Annotated in this window: 17 protein-coding genes; 16 read left to right on the forward strand and 1 reads right to left on the reverse strand. The window is 68.3% G+C overall.

The genetic code is table 11. The features are described 5' to 3' along the window. The 4 genes from VFW69_RS25200 to VFW69_RS25215 all read left to right on the forward strand — a co-directional run. A partial coding sequence (locus VFW69_RS25200) for a phosphatidate cytidylyltransferase (protein ID WP_526505804.1) occupies positions 1 to 606 on the forward strand: 606 nt, incomplete at its 5' end. A 33-nt stretch (positions 607 to 639) separates the two neighbouring features. After that, positions 640 to 1,734, forward strand: coding sequence for a dual-specificity RNA methyltransferase RlmN (rlmN, locus tag VFW69_RS25205; protein ID WP_526505806.1), 1,095 nt, complete (start codon positions 640 to 642; stop codon positions 1,732 to 1,734). A 56-nt stretch (positions 1,735 to 1,790) separates the two neighbouring features. Continuing rightward, a complete protein-coding gene (gene dsbE, locus VFW69_RS25210) occupies positions 1,791 to 2,300 on the forward strand; it encodes a disulfide bond-forming protein DsbE (RefSeq protein WP_526505808.1) in 510 nt (169 codons plus the stop codon). Between the two features lies 1 nt (position 2,301). Beyond that, the gene (locus tag VFW69_RS25215) at positions 2,302 to 3,162 is read left to right on the forward strand and encodes a cytochrome c biogenesis CcdA family protein (RefSeq protein ID WP_526505810.1); all 861 of its coding nucleotides are present in this window, start codon (positions 2,302 to 2,304) and stop codon (positions 3,160 to 3,162) included. Positions 3,163 to 3,179: 17 nt separating this feature from the next. Here the strand turns inward: VFW69_RS25215 and VFW69_RS25220 are convergent, their stop codons facing one another. Further along, complete coding sequence (locus tag VFW69_RS25220) at positions 3,180 to 3,434, reverse strand: DUF2631 domain-containing protein (RefSeq protein WP_526505812.1); 255 nt, start codon at positions 3,432 to 3,434, stop codon at positions 3,180 to 3,182. A 118-nt stretch (positions 3,435 to 3,552) separates the two neighbouring features. Here VFW69_RS25220 and dxr point away from each other — a divergent pair, with 118 nt between their 5' ends. From dxr to VFW69_RS25280, 12 genes are all read left to right on the forward strand, one after another. Further along, positions 3,553 to 4,776, forward strand: coding sequence for a 1-deoxy-D-xylulose-5-phosphate reductoisomerase (gene dxr / locus VFW69_RS25225; protein ID WP_526505814.1), 1,224 nt, complete (start codon positions 3,553 to 3,555; stop codon positions 4,774 to 4,776). A 19-nt stretch (positions 4,777 to 4,795) separates the two neighbouring features. Next, the gene (locus VFW69_RS25230) at positions 4,796 to 6,019 is read left to right on the forward strand and encodes a M50 family metallopeptidase (RefSeq protein WP_526505816.1); all 1,224 of its coding nucleotides are present in this window, start codon (positions 4,796 to 4,798) and stop codon (positions 6,017 to 6,019) included. Positions 6,020 to 6,041: 22 nt separating this feature from the next. Beyond that, positions 6,042 to 7,220 (forward strand): flavodoxin-dependent (E)-4-hydroxy-3-methylbut-2-enyl-diphosphate synthase, encoded by a 1,179-nt coding sequence (ispG, locus tag VFW69_RS25235; protein ID WP_526505818.1) that lies wholly within the window; start codon positions 6,042 to 6,044, stop codon positions 7,218 to 7,220. A gap of 50 nt (positions 7,221 to 7,270) precedes the next feature. Continuing rightward, positions 7,271 to 8,125: a GNAT family N-acetyltransferase gene (locus tag VFW69_RS25240; RefSeq protein WP_526505820.1), complete on the forward strand. Its 855-nt coding sequence runs from the start codon at positions 7,271 to 7,273 to the stop codon at positions 8,123 to 8,125. Between the two features lie 144 nt (positions 8,126 to 8,269). Next, positions 8,270 to 10,084 (forward strand): penicillin-binding transpeptidase domain-containing protein, encoded by a 1,815-nt coding sequence (locus VFW69_RS25245; RefSeq protein ID WP_526505822.1) that lies wholly within the window; start codon positions 8,270 to 8,272, stop codon positions 10,082 to 10,084. Between the two features lie 35 nt (positions 10,085 to 10,119). Then, the gene (locus VFW69_RS25250; protein WP_526505824.1) at positions 10,120 to 10,704 is read left to right on the forward strand and encodes a DUF1707 domain-containing protein; all 585 of its coding nucleotides are present in this window, start codon (positions 10,120 to 10,122) and stop codon (positions 10,702 to 10,704) included. 134 nt (positions 10,705 to 10,838) lie between these two features. Continuing rightward, the gene (gene map, locus VFW69_RS25255; protein WP_526505826.1) at positions 10,839 to 11,696 is read left to right on the forward strand and encodes a type I methionyl aminopeptidase; all 858 of its coding nucleotides are present in this window, start codon (positions 10,839 to 10,841) and stop codon (positions 11,694 to 11,696) included. A gap of 10 nt (positions 11,697 to 11,706) precedes the next feature. Further along, positions 11,707 to 13,212 (forward strand): cobyric acid synthase, encoded by a 1,506-nt coding sequence (locus VFW69_RS25260; protein WP_526505827.1) that lies wholly within the window; start codon positions 11,707 to 11,709, stop codon positions 13,210 to 13,212. A 130-nt stretch (positions 13,213 to 13,342) separates the two neighbouring features. Further along, a complete protein-coding gene (locus tag VFW69_RS25265; protein ID WP_526505858.1) occupies positions 13,343 to 13,894 on the forward strand; it encodes an alpha/beta hydrolase in 552 nt (183 codons plus the stop codon). Positions 13,895 to 13,913: 19 nt separating this feature from the next. Beyond that, entirely contained in the window at positions 13,914 to 15,308 is a 1,395-nt protein-coding gene (locus VFW69_RS25270; protein WP_526505829.1) for a glutamine synthetase family protein, read from the forward strand. A 31-nt stretch (positions 15,309 to 15,339) separates the two neighbouring features. After that, positions 15,340 to 16,050, forward strand: coding sequence for a gamma-glutamyl-gamma-aminobutyrate hydrolase family protein (locus VFW69_RS25275; protein ID WP_526505860.1), 711 nt, complete (start codon positions 15,340 to 15,342; stop codon positions 16,048 to 16,050). A gap of 1 nt (position 16,051) precedes the next feature. Further along, positions 16,052 to 17,416 (forward strand): aldehyde dehydrogenase family protein, encoded by a 1,365-nt coding sequence (locus VFW69_RS25280; RefSeq protein ID WP_526505831.1) that lies wholly within the window; start codon positions 16,052 to 16,054, stop codon positions 17,414 to 17,416. Positions 17,417 to 17,421 lie beyond the last annotated feature (5 nt).

The following is a 17,421-nucleotide window of genomic DNA, read 5'->3' on the forward strand; positions in this document are numbered from 1 at the left end:
TTCCATGCCGCCGGCGCGCTGGCAGGCTTCGGCGGCACCGTCGTGATCTGCAATGTCTGGCGGTTGTTCATGCGGGATCCCAGCCGCAACGATCCCGCCGCCGGATTGTCGTCGAACTATCTGCGCGACGCATCGGCCACCGTTTTCCTGGCCGCCTGGGTCCCGTTGTTCGCGTCGTTCGGCGTCCTGCTCGTCTATCCCCACGACGGCGCCGGGCGGGTGTTCTGCCTGATGATCACCGTCGTCGCCTCCGACACCGGCGGATATGCCGTGGGGGCGCTCTTCGGCAAGCACCCGATGGTCCCGGCGATCAGCCCCAAGAAGTCCTGGGAGGGATTCGCAGGTTCCCTGGTGTTAGGAATCACCGCGGCGACGCTGACGGCGACGTTCCTGGCCGGCAAACCGCCGTGGATCGGCGCGTTGCTGGGCGTTGTCCTGGTGCTGACCAGCACGCTTGGCGATCTGGTGGAATCACAGGTCAAGCGCGACCTCGGCATCAAGGACATGGGCCGGCTGCTGCCCGGTCACGGTGGTCTGATGGATCGGCTCGACGGCGTCCTGCCGTCGGCGGTCGCGGCCTGGACGGTGCTGACACTCGTCCCCTAGGTCGGCCCGAACGTGACCGATACTGGACAGGTCATGGTTCAACAATTGGTTTTCTCCGAGCCGCGCCCCGGCAGGCCGCCGCGGCACCTGGCCGACCTCGACGAGGACGGCCGCGCGTCCGCCGTCGCGGAGCTGGGTCTGCCGGCGTTTCGCGCCAAGCAGCTGGCGCATCAGTACTACGGCCGGCTGATCGCCGATCCACGGCAGATGACCGACCTTCCGGCGGGATTGCGCGACGCCATCGCCGAGACAATGTTCCCCATTCTGCTCACCGCGGCCTCCGACGTGACCTGCGATGCCGGCCAGACGCGAAAGACGTTGTGGCGGGCCCTCGATGGAGTCACCGTCGAGTCGGTGCTGATGCGCTACCCGCACCGCAACACGGTGTGCATTTCGTCGCAGGCCGGCTGCGGCATGGCGTGTCCGTTCTGCGCGACCGGTCAGGGCGGGTTAACCCGCAACCTCTCGACGGCCGAGATCCTCGAGCAGGTGCGTGCCGGCGCTGCGGCCCTGCGCGACGACTTCGGGGACCGGCTGTCGAACGTGGTGTTCATGGGCATGGGGGAGCCGCTGGCCAACTACGCCCGCGTGGTCGCAGCAGTACGGCGCATCATCGCCGCGCCGCCACATGGATTCGGTATCTCGGCCCGTTCGGTGACCGTGTCCACGGTGGGCCTGGCCCCCGCCATCCGCAAACTCGCCGACGAACGCCTCGGCGTCACGCTGGCGCTGTCGCTGCACGCGCCCGACGACGAACTGCGCGACACGCTGGTGCCGGTCAACAACCGGTGGAAAATCACCGAAGCCCTTGACGCCGCGCGGTATTACGCCGACATCACCGGACGGCGGGTGTCGGTGGAGTACGCGTTGATCCGCGACGTCAACGACCAGCCTTGGCGCGCAGACCTTTTGGGGCAGCGACTGCATCGCGCGCTCGGGCCGCTGGTGCACGTGAACCTGATTCCGCTCAACCCGACCCCGGGAAGTGAGTGGGACGCCAGCCCCAAGGCCGTGGAGCGGGAATTCGTCCGGCGGGTCCGCGGCAAGGGGGTTTCCTGCACGGTGCGCGACACTCGCGGCCGCGAGATCAGCGCCGCGTGTGGACAGCTGGCCGCCGAGCGCGGATGAACGGGACGACGGGCTGTCCCGTCTAAAAGGCATAACTGCAGCAAATGAGGTGTGTCATGAGTATTCGCTCGTCAGCCCTGAACACGGCGTTTGCTGCGGTGCTCCTCGCCGCCACTGTGCTGGTCGGCGTGGCCAACGCCCCACGGGCGCTAGCCGCCGACGACCGGCTGCAATTCACCGGGACGACGCTGAGCGGCGCGCCGTTCAACGGCGCCAGTTTGCAGGGCAAGCCCGCGGTGCTGTGGTTCTGGGCGCCGTTCTGCCCGTTCTGCAATGCCGAAGCGCCGGGCGTCAGCCAGGTGGCGGCCGCCAATCCCGGTGTCACCTTCGTCGGCGTGGCCGGGCACTCGGACGTCGGCGCGGAACAGAACTTCGTCTCCAAGTACGGCCTGAACTTCACCAACCTCAACGACGCCGACGGGTCCATCTGGGCCCGCTTCAACGTGCCCTGGCAGCCCGCCTATGTGTTCTACCGCGCGGACGGCAGCTCCACGTTCGTCAACAACCCGACCTCGGCGATGTCACAGCAGGAGCTCTCCGATCGGGTCTCCGCCCTGAGGTCCTGACTTGGTAGACCAGGGTTTGGTCGGACTGGCCTTCGCGGCCGGACTGGTGGCCGCGCTGAACCCGTGTGGGTTCGCCATGTTGCCCGCCTACCTACTGCTGGTGGTGCGCGGCCAGCGTTCGGGGGCGTCGTCCGGGGTTGTCGCCGCCGGTCGGGCGCTGGCGGCCACCGTTGGTATGGCGCTGGGCTTTCTGACGGTGTTCGGCGTGTTCGGCGCCCTCACCGTTTCGGCGGCCACAACCGTGCAGCGGTACCTGCCGTACGCCACCGTGGTCGTCGGGGTGGTCCTGATCGGCCTGGGGGTGTGGCTGCTGTCGGGGCGAGCCCTGTCGGCCCTGACCCCGCGGTCGCTAGGTCCGCGATGGGCTCCCACCGCCCGGCTGGGGTCCATGTACGGGTATGGCATCAGCTATGCCATCGCCTCGTTGTCATGCACCGTCGGGCCGTTTCTGGCCGTCACCGCCGCCGGCCTGCGCGGGGGATCGATCCTCACCGGCGTGACGATCTACCTCGCCTACACCACGGGGCTGACCCTGGTGGTCGGGGTGCTCGCGGCCGGTGCGGCGACGGCGAGTTCGGCGATGGTGGACCGGCTGCGCCGAATGCTGCCGTTCGTCAACCGGATCGCCGGCGCGGTGCTGGTGCTGGTCGGGCTGTACGTGGCCTACTACGGCAGCTACGAGGTGCGCCTCTTCGCCGCGAACCGCAACCCGCAGGACGCGGTGATCACTGCGGCCGGACAGCTGCAAGGCGCGGTGGCCGGCTGGGTACATCAGCACGGGATATGGCCGTGGGTGATCGCGGTGCTCGCGTTGGCGGTCGCCGTGCTCGGCGGCGCCTGGCGGCGCCGGGCGCACCGCTAGGGCAGACGCGATGGCGGCTACCTGATCCAGCCGCGGCGGCGCCCCCACAGGTCGCGGATCAACGCCACGAGGGTCAGCGTCGCAAACCCGATCAGAAACCAGTTCTCGATGTGGCCTACGTGGTTGCCGCGCAGCATCGCCAGCAGGAAGCCGAACCCGAACAGGCCGGTGATGTGCCAGGTCCGGTGATTGATCCTGCTCCAACCCCACGCTGCCGACGGCACCTCGACGGCGTCGACGCCGGTGAAGTGCTCCACCTCGGTACTGGCCACGGCGAATCCCCTTCGGATCGGATTGGCTTGTCCCCAAATTCTGGCACACCCCCTACCGGGCTTGCGGGGCATGGCCCGGTAGATGGCCCCGGTCGGTGCCGGGCGGCACAATGAATGGGTGACCAACCCGACCACCGACGGGCAAACGCGGGACCGGCTCCGCGTGCTGGTGCTGGGCAGCACCGGCTCCATCGGCACCCAGGCGCTGGACGTCATCGCCGCCAACCCGGACCGCTTCGAGGTGGTCGGCCTGGCCGCGGGAGGCGCCAACCTGGACACGCTGTTGCGGCAGCGCGCCGAGACCGGTGTGACCAACATCGCGGTCGCCGAGGAGAAAGCGGCGCAGCGGGCCGGCGACATCCCCTTTTCCGGGCCCGAAGCGGCAACCCGGCTGGTCCAGGAGACCGAGGCCGACGTCGTCCTCAACGCGCTGGTGGGGGCGTTGGGCCTGCGGCCCACGCTGGCCGCGCTGGAATCGGGCGCCCGACTGGCGCTGGCCAACAAGGAATCGCTGATCGCCGGCGGTCCGCTGGTGCTCCAGGCCGCCAAGCCGGGGCAGATCGTGCCCGTCGACTCCGAACATTCCGCGCTGGCGCAATGCCTGCGCGGCGGGACCGCCGATGAAGTCGCCAAGCTGGTACTGACCGCCTCCGGCGGTCCGTTCCGCGGCTGGACGGCCGCCCAGCTCGAGGACGTCACCCCGGAACAGGCGGGCGCCCATCCGACGTGGTCGATGGGCCCGATGAACACGCTGAACTCGGCATCGCTGGTCAACAAGGGCCTCGAGCTCATCGAGACCCACCTGCTGTTCGGCATTCCCTACGACCGCATCGAGGTGGTCGTGCACCCCCAGTCGATTGTTCATTCGATGGTCACCTTCGTCGACGGCTCGACCCTCGCCCAGGCCAGCCCCCCGGACATGAAGCTGCCGATCTCGCTGGCCCTGGGCTGGCCGCAGCGGGTCCCCGGCGCGGCCGCGAGCTGTGACTTCAACACCGCGTCTAGCTGGGACTTCGAGCCGCTGGACGATGACGTTTTCCCCGCCGTCGAGTTGGCCCGGCACGCCGGGCAGACCGGTGGCTGCATGACCGCCGTCTACAACGCGGCCAACGAGGAGGCGGCGGAGGCCTTCCTCGCGGGCCGGGTCGGGTTCCCCGCGATCGTCAAAACCATCGCCGAAGTGCTGCACGCCGCCGACCAATGGGCGCCCAAATTTGGCGAAGTACCCGCTAACGTGGATGAGGTACTCGACGCGCAGCGCTGGGCACGTGACCGGGCGCGGCGTGCCGTCGCACAAGCCCAGCCCGCCAAGGTGTCAGCAAAAGCCTCCGGAGTGGTGTGAGAAAGGTCCTCGCAACCTGATGATGTTCGTTATCGGCATTGTGCTGTTCGCACTGGCCATCCTGATCTCGGTGGCCCTGCACGAGTGCGGGCACATGTGGGTTGCGCGCGCGACCGGCATGAAGGTGCGGCGCTACTTCGTCGGCTTCGGCCCCACCCTGTGGTCGACCCGGCGCGGTGAAATCGAGTACGGCCTCAAAGCGGTTCCGCTGGGCGGCTTCTGCGACATCGCCGGCATGACCTCGGTGGAGGAGCTGGCTCCCGACGAGACCGACCGCGCCATGTTCAAGCAGGCGGTCTGGAAGCGGGTGGCGGTGCTGTTCGCCGGTCCCGCCGCGAACTTCATCATCTGCCTGGTGCTGCTCTACGGCATCGCGCTGATCTGGGGCCTGCCGAACCTACATCCGCCGACTCGCGCGGTGGTCGGCGAAACCGCTTGCGTGGCACCGGAAGTGGCGCCGGGCAAGATCGCGGACTGCACCGGGCCCGGTCCGGCGGCGCTCGCCGGAATCCGGCCCGGCGACGTCATCGTCAAGGTAGGCGACACCCCGGTGTCGACCTTCGAGGACATGGCCGCCGCTATCCGCAAGGTGCACGGCAACGTCCCGATCGTCGCCGAGCGCAACGGCACCACGATCACTTCCTACGTCGACGTCACAACCACCCAGCGCTACCTGACCACCGCGTCCAACGCGCAGGGCGGTCAACAGCACCCCGCCACGGTCGGCGCCATCGGCGTCGGCGCCGTCAAGGTCGGGCCCACGCACTACGGGCCGCTCACGGCGATCCCGGCCACCATCGGCTTCACCGGTGACCTCACCGGGGAGGTGGGCAAGGCGCTCGTCGCGATCCCGACGAAGGTCGGTGCGCTGGTGCACGCCATCGGCGGCGGGCAGCGCGACCCGGAGACGCCGATGAGCGTCGTCGGGGCCAGCATCGTCGGCGGCGACACCGTCGACCACGGGTTGTGGGTGGCGTTCTGGTTCTTCCTGGCCCAGCTGAACCTCATCCTGGGCGCGATCAACCTCGTGCCGCTGCTGCCCTTCGACGGTGGCCACATCGCCATCGCGGTGTTCGAAAAGATCCGCAACCTGATCCGGTCGGCCCGTGGCATGGTCGCGGCCGCGCCGGTGAACTACCTCAAACTCATGCCCGCGACCTACGTCGTGCTGGTGTTCGTGGTCGGCTACATGCTGCTGACCGTGACCGCCGATCTGGTCAATCCGATCAGGCTCTTCCAATGACGAAACCGAAGGAATCAACACCGTGACCATTGGCCTGGGCATGCCGCAGACTCCCGCGCCCACGCTTGCTCCCCGGCGTACCACGCGCCAACTGATGGTCCGTGACGTCGGGGTCGGCAGCGACTATCCGATTTCAGTGCAGTCGATGTGCACCACCAAGACGCATGACGTCAACACGACGCTGCAGCAGATCGCCGAGTTGACCGCGGCCGGCTGCGACATCGTCCGGGTGGCCTGCCCGCGTCAGGAGGATGCCGACGCGCTGGCCGAGATCGCCCGGCACAGCCAGATCCCGGTCATCGCCGACATCCACTTCCAGCCCAAGTACATCTTCGCCGCCATCGACGCGGGGTGCGCCGCGGTGCGGGTAAACCCTGGCAACATCAAGGAATTCGACGGCCGCGTGGGCGAGGTCGCTAAGGCCGCCGGCGCGGCCGGCATCCCGATCCGCATCGGCGTCAACGCGGGCTCGCTGGACAAGCGGTTCATGGAGAAGTACGGCAAGGCCACCCCCGAGGCGCTCGTCGAGTCGGCGCTGTGGGAGGCCTCGCTGTTCGAGGAGCACGGCTTCTCCCAACTCAAGATCAGCGTCAAGCACAACGACCCGGTGGTAATGGTCGCCGCCTACGAGCAGCTGGCCGAACAATGCGACTATCCGCTGCACCTCGGGGTCACCGAGGCCGGGCCCGCCTTCCAGGGCACCATCAAGTCCGCGGTCGCTTTCGGCGCACTGCTGTCGCGCGGCATCGGCGACACCATCCGGGTGTCGCTGTCGGCACCGCCGGTCGAGGAAGTCAAGGTGGGCAACCAGATCCTCGAATCGCTGAACCTGCGGCCGCGCGGGCTCGAGATCGTGTCGTGCCCGTCGTGCGGGCGTGCGCAGGTCGACGTCTACACCCTGGCCAACGCAGTCAGCGCCGGCCTGGATGGTCTGGACGTGCCGCTACGTGTCGCCGTGATGGGGTGCGTCGTCAACGGCCCGGGGGAGGCCCGCGAGGCCGACCTCGGCGTCGCGTCGGGAAATGGCAAGGGCCAGATCTTCGTTCGTGGCGAAGTGATCAAGACCGTGCCCGAATCCCAGATTGTCGAAACGTTGATCGAAGAGGCAATGCGCATCGCCGCTGAAATGGGTACCGAGGTGAACAGCGATGGCGGACCGGAAGCAACGTCCAGCGGTTCACCTGTTGTCACCGTAAGCTGATAAGCGCCAGCGCCCGGCCGAAAGAGTTCGCACCACAGAGAGTTCGCCATATGTCGGCTCCGCCCCTGTTCCGCCTTGTCGGTGAGCGACGGGTGTCGGTGGTGCGCGACGCGGCCGCTGTCTGGCGGGTGCTCGACGACGATCCCGTCGCGTCATGCATGGTCGCGGCCCGGGTGGCCGACCACGGCATCGATCCCAATTCGATCGGCGGCGAACTGTGGACGCTGCGCGGTGCCGACGAATCGCTGTGCTTCGCCGGCGCCAACCTGATCCCGCTGCGCGGGGCGCCGGCCGATCTGAGCGTGTTCGCCGACGAGGCCATGCGCGGGACGCGGCGCTGCTCGTCGTTGGTCGGCAGGGCCGAGCTGGTGATGCCGATGTGGGAGCGGCTCGAGGCGGCCTGGGGCCCGGCCCGTGACGTGCGCGACCACCAGCCGCTGCTGGCGTTGTCCACTCACCCCAGCTGCGACCTCGACCCTGGGGTGCGACAGGTCCGGCCCGAAGAGCTGGACGCCTACCTGGTGGCCGCCGTCGACATGTTCATCGGCGAAGTGGGCGTCGACCCGCGCCTCGGCGACGGCGGCCGCGGCTACCGGCGGCGGGTGGCCAGCCTGATCACGGCCGGGCGCGCCTGGGCGCGGTTCGAGCACGGCCAGGTCGTCTTCAAGGCCGAGGTCGGCTCGCAGTCCCCGGGCGTGGGCCAGATCCAGGGGGTGTGGGTGCACCCGGAGTGGCGCGGGATCGGCTTGGGCACCGCCGGCACCGCCACGGTCGCCGCGGTGATCGTCGGCACCGGGCGAACCGCCAGCCTGTACGTCAACGACTTCAACACCGTGGCGCGCGCCGCATACGCCACAGTGGGCTTCGCCGAGATCGGCTCCTTCGCGACGGTCCTGCTCGACTAGCGTCCGCCTCGGATCACCACCCCCGGCCGAGCGTGCGGCTGGCCGCACATTCGCCCTAAGAGGCCGCGGCAAATCCACGCATAACGGTGGGGTCTCGGTGTGTCGGCGCCGCTGTGCAGGCTGCAGTTCTTAACATTTGCACCGATGGCAACTAGAACAACAATGGCCTCATCCGCCTCAGGCCTGCTGCTGGTCGCGGTCATCGTCCTGTCCGGATGCACACCCCGGCCCGAAGGCCCGGGCCCGGCGGCGGAGAAGTTCTTCCGCGCCCTGGCCATCGGCGACACCGCGACCGCCGCACAGCTCAGCGACAGCCCCAACGAGGCACGCGAGGCACTCAACGCGGCCTGGTCCGGCCTGCAGGCATCCCACCTCGACGCGCAGGTCCTCAACGCCAAGTACGCCGAGGACAGCGGCACCGTCGGCTACCGCTTCACCTGGCACCTGCCCAAGAACCGCACCTGGACCTACGACGGCCAGCTGAAGATGGCGCGCGACGAGGGGCACTGGGCGGTGCGATGGACCACCACGGCGCTGCACGCCAAGCTGGGCGAGCACCAGACGTTCGCGTTGCGTGCCGACCGGCCGCACCGCGCCTCGGTGAATGAGCTCGGCGGCAGCGACGTGCTGGCGCCCGGCTACCTGTACCACTACACGCTGGACGCCACCCAGGCCGGATCGGCCCTTTCCGGCACGGCACACGCGATCGTCGATGTGTTGCACCCCTTCAACGGGGCCCTCAACGACCCCCAGCTGCTCGCCGAGCAAGCCAGCTCGACGCCCCACCCGGTGGATCTGGGGGTGACGCTGCACCCCGACGACAACGACAGGGTGTCCCCGCTGGTCGGCCATCTGCCCGGCGTCGTGGTCACCCCCCAGCCCGAAATGCTGCCCACCGATCCGCATTTCGCGCCGGCGGTCATTTCCGCGGTGAAGAAGGCCGTGGTTGACCAACTCGACGGTGAGGCGGGCTGGCGGGTGGTGAGCGTCAACCAGAACGGCGTGGAGGTCGAGGTGCTGCACGAGGTCGAAGGGTCGCCTGCGCCGTCGGTGTCGATCACCCTGGACCGGGTGGTACAGAATGCCGCCCAGCGCGCGGTGGACAACAAGGGTGGCAAGGCGATGATGGTCGTGATCAAGCCGTCGACCGGGGAGATCCTCGCGATCGCACAGAACGGCGGCGCCGACGCGGACGGTTTGCCCGCCGCCAACGGCCTGTTCCCACCGGGGTCGACGTTCAAGATGATCACCGCCGGCGCGGCCGTCGACCGCGACATGGCCACCCCCAACACCATGCTGGGCTGCCCCGGCCGTCTCGACATCGGGCACCGCACCATCCCCAACTACGGCGGTTTTGATCTCGGTGTGGTGCCGATGTCGCGCGCGTTCGCCAGTTCGTGCAACACCACCTTCGCCGAGCTCAGCAGCAAGATGCCGCCGCGCGGCCTGACGCAGGCGGCCACCCGCTACGGCATCGGGCTGGACTATCAGGTCGACGGCATCACGACGGTGACCGGGTCGGTGCCACCGACGGTGGACCTGGCCGAACGCACGGAGGACGGTTTCGGCCAGGGCAAGGTGCTGGCCAGCCCATTCGGCATGGCCCTGGTGGCGGCCACGGTCGCCGCCGGCAAGACGCCCGTGCCGCAACTGATCGTGGGCCGCCAGACGGCCGTTCAGGGCGACACCACGCCGATCAGCCCGAAGATGATCGATGCGCTGCGGCCGATGATGCGTCTGGTGGTTACCAACGGCACCGCCAAGGAGATCGCCGGTTGCGGCGAGATCTACGGAAAGACCGGTGAGGCCGAGTTCCCGGGCGGATCGCACTCCTGGTTTGCCGGATACCGCGGCGACTTGGCCTTCGCCTCGCTGATCGTGGGAGGCGGCAGCTCCGAGTGGGCGGTTCGGATGACCAAGTTCATGTTCGAAGCGCTGCCGCCGAACTTTTTGGCCTAGCGCCCCCGGGCCGCATCAGCGGTAAATTGCGAAACATGACGGATACCGGCGGCGACATGGTGGCGTTGCGCGTCTCCGACGCCGACCGCAACGGCACGATGCGGCGACTGCACAATGCGGTCGCGCTCGGGTTGATCGATATCGACGAGTTCGAGCAGCGCTCGTCGCAGGTGTCCTACGCGCGCACGCGCGGCGAGCTGGACGGCCTGGTCGGCGATCTGCCGGGACCGGGCGCCATCGTCACCTCCGCTGCCGACCGGGTGGAACTGCGCGGCTGGGCCGGTTCGCTGAAGCGCCGCGGCGAATGGACGGTGCCCACCCGCCTGGCCCTGGTCCGCCGCCTGGGCTCGGTGGAACTCGACCTCACCAAGGCCCGGTTCGCGGGGCCGGTGGTGGTCATCGAGCTCGACATGAGATTCGGCTCGGTGGAGATTCGATTGCCCGACGGAGCCAGCGCGTCCATCGACGACGTCGAGGTGTACGTGGGCAGCGCCAGCGACCGGCGCAAAGACCCGCCTGGTGAGGGCAGGCCGCACGTGGTGCTGACCGGGCGGGTGGTGTGCGGCTCGGTGATCCTCCGGGGGCCGCGCCGCTCGCTGCTGCGCCGCCAACGGCTCTAATCGCCTAGCTGGGCTTCGTCGAGTGTGCGTTGAGGGCGGGGGAATTCCCGCGCGGCGGATTCACGCCCTACGGACACACTCAACGCCGCTGGCGCACACTCAACGCCATGCCACGCTGCCACTAAGCTGGTCGCATGCCTGCTCGCACCGCGCTTTCGCCCGGAGAGTTGTCCCCGACTCTGCCGGTGCCCGCGCGTATCCCGCGCCCGGAATACGTCGGCAAGTCCACGGCCCAAGAGGGCAGCGAGCCGTGGGTGCAGACCCCCGAGGTGATCGAGAAGATGCGCGTCGCCGGCCGCATCGCGGCCGGCGCGCTGGTGGAGGCAGGCCAAGCCGTCGCACCCGGGGTTACCAGCGACGAACTGGACCGGATCGCCCACGAGTACATGGTCGACCACGGTGCCTATCCTTCGACGCTGGGTTACAAGGGCTACCCGAAGTCGTGCTGCACGTCGCTCAACGAGGTCATCTGTCACGGGATCCCCGACTCGACGGTGATCGCCGACGGCGACATCGTCAACATCGATGTCACGGCGTACATCGATGGGGTGCACGGTGACACCAACGCGACCTTCCTGGCCGGCGATGTCTCCGAGGAACACCGGCTGCTGGTGGAGCGCACCCGGGAGGCCACGATGCGCGCCATCAACGCCGTCAAGCCCGGTCGTGCGCTCTCGGTCGTCGGGCGCGTCATCGAGTCGTACGCAAATCGGTTCGGCTACAACGTTGTTCGTGACTTCACCGGTCACGGCATCGGTACCACGTTTCACAATGGCTTGGTCGTCCTGCACTACGACCAGCCTTCGGTGTCCACCATCATCCAACCGGGGATGACGTTCACCATCGAACCGATGATCAACCTCGGTGGTCTGGACTACGAGATCTGGGACGACGGCTGGACGGTGGTCACCAGGGACCGCAAGTGGACCGCGCAGTTCGAACACACCCTGCTGGTCACCGACACCGGCGTCGAAATCCTCACCTTGCCATGACGTTTCCCGGATGACCGGAGCGTTGCTGGTCGCGGGCACCAGCTCCGACGCCGGGAAATCGGTGGTGGTGGCGGGCCTGTGCCGGTTGTTGGCCCGCCGCGGGGTCCGCGTCGCCCCGTTCAAGGCGCAGAACATGTCCAACAACTCGGTGGTGACCGTCGAAGGCGGTGAGATCGGCCGCGCCCAGGCGATCCAGGCGCGCGCGGCGGGGCTGGAACCGAGCGTGCGATTCAACCCGATCCTGCTCAAGCCGGGCAGTGACCGCACCTCGCAGCTGGTGATCTTGGGTCAAGTCGCCGACTCGGTCAGCGCGAAAAGCTATGTGCAACATCGTGATCGGCTGGCCTCCATCATATTCGACGAACTCAACTGCCTGCGCGAAGAATTTGATGCGGTGATCTGTGAGGGGGCGGGTTCGCCGGCCGAGATCAACCTGCGCGCCACCGATCTGGCCAACATGGGGCTGGCCCGGGCTGCAAACTTACCGGTGCTCCTGGTTGGGGACATCGACCGGGGCGGCCTGCTGGCGCATCTGTTCGGGACGGTCGCGGTGCTCGAACCCGACGACCAAGCCTTGATTGCCGGCTTCATCGTCAACAAATTTCGCGGTGACCCCGCGCTGCTCGAACCCGGGTTGCGCCAGCTGCACGAGATGACCGGCCGCCCGACCTACGGGGTGCTGCCGTACACCGACGAGCTGTGGTTGGACGCCGAAGACTCGCTGTCGGTGGTCGCGCACCGCGTCATCGGCACACCCGCGCCCCCGCGTGGTGACCAGTGGTTGCGGGTGGCCGCCATTCGACTGCCCCGGATTTCCAACTCCACCGACGTCGAGGCGCTGGCCTGCGAACCCGGGGTCCTGGTCCGCTGGGTCACCGACCCCGCCGACCTCACCGACACCGACCTGATCGTCATCCCCGGCAGCAAAGCCACTGTCTCCGACCTGTCTTGGCTGCGCGATCATGGCCTCGCCGAAGCAATCACCGCGCACGCTCGTGCCGGCAAGCCGGTGCTGGGAATCTGTGGTGGATTTCAGATGCTGTGCGCTCGCCTAGACGATCCGGTGGAATCCGGGACCGCGGGCGTGCCCGGGCTGGGGCTGCTGGACGTCGACATCACCTTCCATCCCGACAAGACCTTGCGTCGCTGGCAGCAACCGCTCACCGGCTACGAGATCCATCACGGTCGGGTCGCCGGCTGCGCCGAACAATGCTGGTTCGCATCCGGTGCCGATCCGCACCCGCAGGGCGTGGTGCGCGCCGCAGTCTTTGGGACCCATTGGCACGGCTTGCTCGACAACGACGATTTCCGGCGCGCGTGGCTCGCCCGGGTCGCCGACGCGGCCGGCCGCAGCGGCTTCGTGGTCGGCGACGTCAACGTCGCCGCGCGCCGCGATGCCCAGCTCGACGTCGCCGCCGATCTGCTGGCGTCCCATCTCGACATCGACGGCATTCTCAGCCTGCTTGACGGTCCACCGCCGCAGCGGCCGCGTCTCGCAAGTCGCTTGCGGCCGTAGATCATTCGCCGTGATGGCGGCGCGAACGTCGCCGTTGACGACGCGGTCAAAAAGCTGGGCCCGCGTAATAAAATGCCGAGAATCGTCGCGCTCGCATACCGTTTGGCTGTAGCGTGCTGGGGTGTCCTCGATGATGACCACGCTGGACGGGTTCCCCGTGCCGGTGGTTGTAGCCGGCCCGGAGACCGGCGTCGTCGTTGTCATATTGGGTGACGAGGACCGCATCCCGGCGGCGTATGACGCCGTCTGCGAGCGCCTGCACACCGCATCGCTGCGGACGGTCGTGATCGGCTTCGATTCGCGCCTGACTCCCAAGTCGGTGATCGGCATCCTCGACGCGCTGGGCATTGGGTGGGCCGTGGTGATGGGCGACCGCGCCGGCGGCGAACTCGCGTGGGAACTGACGGCAACCCGGCTGGGCCGTTTCGTCGGACTGGTGGTAATCGATCGCGGCCATCCGCGGGCCGCCGATTACGAAGGCGCCATCACCGACGGACACTGCCCGCCAGTCGAGATCGGCACCACCGTGTTGGTCAGCTCGCCGGCCGCCCGGGCGGTGGCACAGGCCAGCCAGCGTTACGTCTACGCCGAATACCGGGTGGTGCACCTGGGGCGGCGCAGCGTGCAAGAGTCGACGGCCCAGCTGGCCGCCGAGATCATTTTGCGCACCAGTACCTGGTAGCGCCTGGTTGACTACGGTCATGGCCAGTGAAGAAAGTGCTGTGACCGAGCCGAACGCCGCGATGTTGTCGCTGACCGCGCTCGAACGACTGGTCGGCACCGGCGAGGTGGACACCGTCATCGTGGCGTTCGCCGACATGCAGGGCCGGCTGGTCGGCAAGCGGATCGACGCGCGGCTGTTCGTTGACGACGTGGCTGCCCACGGCGCCGAGTGCTGCGGCTATCTGCTCGCCGTCGACGTCGACATGAACACCGTCGGCGGCTATGCGATCTCGAGCTGGGACACCGGTTACGGCGACACGGTGGCCAGGCCCGACCTGTCCACCCTGCGGCGCATCCCGTGGCTGCCCGGTACAGCGTTGGTGATCGCCGACGTGGGCTGGGCCGACGGCAGCCCCGTCACGGTGTCGCCGCGGGCGATCCTGCGCCGCCAGCTCGACCGGCTGGCCGACCGGGGCCTGGCCGCCGACGTCGCTACCGAGCTCGAATTCATCGTGTTCGACGAGCCCTATCGTCAGGCGTGGGCCAATGGGTACCGGGGTCTGACCCCGGCCAGCGACTACAACATCGACTACGCGATCTCGGCCTCGTCGCGCATGGAGCCGTTGCTGCGCGACATCCGGCAGGGAATGATCGGCGCCGGCCTCCAATTCGAAACTGTCAAGGGCGAATGCAATAAGGGGCAGCAGGAAATCGGTTTCCGGTACGCCGACGCGTTGGTCACTTGTGACAACCACGTCATCTACAAGAACGGCGCCAAGGAGATCGCCGATCAGCACGGCAAGAGTCTGACGTTCATGGCCAAATACGATGAGCGAGAGGGGAACAGCTGTCACGTTCACCTCTCGCTGCGTGACCCGCAGGGCGGCGCGGTGTTCGCCGATCCCAGCCGCCCGCACGGCATGTCGTTGGCGTTCTGCAGTTTTCTGGGCGGCCTGCTGGCCACCTTGGGCGACCTCACGCTGTTCTACGCTCCGAACATCAACTCCTACAAGCGATTCGCCGACGGTAGTTTCGCGCCTACCGCGCTGGCGTGGGGACTGGACAATCGCACCTGCGCGCTGCGGGTGGTCGGTCATGGGCCCAACACCCGGGTCGAGTGCCGGGTGCCTGGAGGCGACGTCAACCCGTATCTGGCGGTGGCGGCGATGGTCGCCGGCGGGCTGTACGGTATCGAACGGGGCCTGGAGCTACCGGATCCCTGCGCGGGAAATGCCTACCAAACTCCCGGCGTCGAGCGGTTGCCCGTCACGCTCGCCGAGGCGGCCTCGGTGTTCGAGCGCTCGACGCTCGCTCGGGACGTGTTCGGCGACGACGTTGTCGCCCACTACCTGAACAACGCCCGGGTGGAGTTGGCGGCGTTCAACGCGGCGGTCACCGATTGGGAGAGGATGCGTGGGTTTGAACGCCTCTAGATCAGAAGGTGGCGACCCGCTGCGCCCGGTGGTGGGCCTGACGACGTATCTGGAGCAGGTGCAGACCGGAATCTGGGATATCCGCGCCGGCTTCCTGCCCGCCGACTACTTCGACGGCGTCATCCTGGCCGGCGGGATCGCGGTGTTGCTGCCGCCGCAGCCGGTGGACGCCGAGATCGTCAACGCGGTACTGGACGGCCTGCATGCGTTGGTGATTACCGGGGGGTATGACCTGGACCCCGCCAGCTACGGCCAGCAACCGCACCCGACCACCGACCTGCCCCGCACCGACCGCGACGCGTGGGAGTTCGCGTTGTTGCAGGGCGCGCTGCGGCGGGGCCTGCCGGTGTTGGGAATCTGCCGCGGCGCGCAGGTGCTCAACGTCGCGCTGGGCGGCACCCTGCACCAGCACCTGCCCGACGTGCTCGGGCACAGCGGGCATCGGGCGGGCAATGGGGTGTTCACCAGGCTGCCGGTGCGCACAGTGGCGGGCACCCGGCTGGCCGCGCTGGTCGGGGAATCCGCCGATGCACCGAGCTATCACCATCAGGCCGTCGACAGGGTGGCCGACGGCCTGCTAATCAGCGCCCGGGACGCCGACGGCGTCGTCGAGGCGCTGGAGCTGCCCGGGGACAGATTTGTGCTTGCGGTGCAATGGCATCCGGAACAGTCACTGGAAGACCTTCGGTTGTTTGCCGCGATCGTGGACGCCGCCCGGTCGTACGCGGGACGCGTGAGCTGAGTTGACCACCGCGCAGCTGATCAACCCGGCCACCGAGGAGGTGTTGCGCTCGGTCGAGCACGCCGACGCAGCCGCGGTCGACGACGCGGTCGGGCGGGCGGGGGCGGCGCAGCGGCGGTGGGCGCGGCTGTCCCCGGCCGAGCGGGCCGCCGGCTTGCGGGCCTTCGCCGCCGCCGTCGACACCCATCGCGGCGAGCTGGCCGCACTCGAAGTCGCCAATTCGGGGCACCCCATTGCGGCGGCCGAATGGGAATCCGGTCACGTCCGCGACGTGTTGAACTTCTACGCGGCAAGCCCGGAACGCTTGTCCGGCAAGCAAATTCCCGTTGCGGGTGGCCTGGACGTTACGTTCAACGAACCGATGGGCGTGGTGGGCGTGATCACCCCGTGGAACTTTCCGATGCCCATCGCATCGTGGGGTTTCGCACCCGCCCTGGCCGCGGGCAACGCCGTGCTGATCAAACCCGCCGAGGCCACGCCGCTGACCACGATCCGGCTCGGTGAGCTGGCGGCGCAAGCCGGACTCGACGCAGACCTGCTGCAGGTGCTGCCGGGGCGGGGCGCGGTGGTCGGGGAGCGGTTGGTCACCCATCCCGACATCCGCAAGGTCGTGTTCACCGGGTCCACCGACGTCGGCAAGAAGGTAATGGCCGGTGCGGCCGCTCAGGTGAAGCGGGTGACCCTGGAATTGGGCGGCAAGAGCGCCAACATCGTTTTCGCCGGCTGCGACCTCGAGCGCGCCGCCGCGACCGCACCGGCCGGGGTGTTCGACAACGCGGGACAGGACTGCTGCGCTCGCAGCCGAATCCTGGTGCAGCGCAGCGTCTACGACCGGTTCATGGAGCTGCTCGAGCCCGCCGTCACCAGCGTCGTCGTCGGTGACCCGGCATCCCGTGACACCGAGATGGGTCCGCTGGTGTCGGCCGCGCACCGCGACAAGGTGGCGTCATATGTGCCCGACGATGCCCCCGTCGCGTTCCGCGGCACCGCGCCGGCCGGCCGCGGATTCTGGTTCCCGCCAACCGTTCTGACGCCACAACGCACCGACCGTTGCGTCACCGACGAGATCTTCGGCCCCGTCGTCACGGTGCTGGCCTTCGACGATGAGGACGACGCCATCACGCTGGCCAACGACACCCACTACGGACTGTCCGGATCGATCTGGACCGACGACCTGTCCCGTGCGCTGCGGGTCTGCCGGGCGATCGAATCCGGGAATCTATCGGTGAATTCGCACTCGTCCGTTCGGTACAACACGCCGTTCGGCGGGTTCAAGCAGTCGGGGCTGGGCCGCGAGCTGGGCCCGGATGCGCCGTTGCACTTCACCGAGACCAAGAACGTGTTCATCGCGATCGGAGAGGAGTAGGTGGC

Origin of the sequence: Mycobacterium sp., from assembly GCF_036273375.1 — a bacterium.
Taxonomy (GTDB): domain Bacteria; phylum Actinomycetota; class Actinomycetes; order Mycobacteriales; family Mycobacteriaceae; genus Mycobacterium.

Coding starts and splice junctions, on each gene's coding strand:
- rlmN (WP_526505806.1), top strand. CDS start 640: ATGGTTCAACAATTGGTTTTCTCCGAGCCGCGCCCCGGCAGGCCGCCG.
- dsbE (WP_526505808.1), top strand. CDS start 1,791: ATGAGTATTCGCTCGTCAGCCCTGAACACGGCGTTTGCTGCGGTGCTC.
- VFW69_RS25230 (WP_526505816.1), top strand. CDS start 4,796: ATGATGTTCGTTATCGGCATTGTGCTGTTCGCACTGGCCATCCTGATC.
- VFW69_RS25240 (WP_526505820.1), top strand. CDS start 7,271: ATGTCGGCTCCGCCCCTGTTCCGCCTTGTCGGTGAGCGACGGGTGTCG.
- VFW69_RS25245 (WP_526505822.1), top strand. CDS start 8,270: ATGGCAACTAGAACAACAATGGCCTCATCCGCCTCAGGCCTGCTGCTG.
- VFW69_RS25250 (WP_526505824.1), top strand. CDS start 10,120: ATGACGGATACCGGCGGCGACATGGTGGCGTTGCGCGTCTCCGACGCC.
- map (WP_526505826.1), top strand. CDS start 10,839: ATGCCTGCTCGCACCGCGCTTTCGCCCGGAGAGTTGTCCCCGACTCTG.
- VFW69_RS25260 (WP_526505827.1), top strand. CDS start 11,707: ATGACCGGAGCGTTGCTGGTCGCGGGCACCAGCTCCGACGCCGGGAAA.
- VFW69_RS25265 (WP_526505858.1), top strand. CDS start 13,343: ATGATGACCACGCTGGACGGGTTCCCCGTGCCGGTGGTTGTAGCCGGC.
- VFW69_RS25270 (WP_526505829.1), top strand. CDS start 13,914: ATGGCCAGTGAAGAAAGTGCTGTGACCGAGCCGAACGCCGCGATGTTG.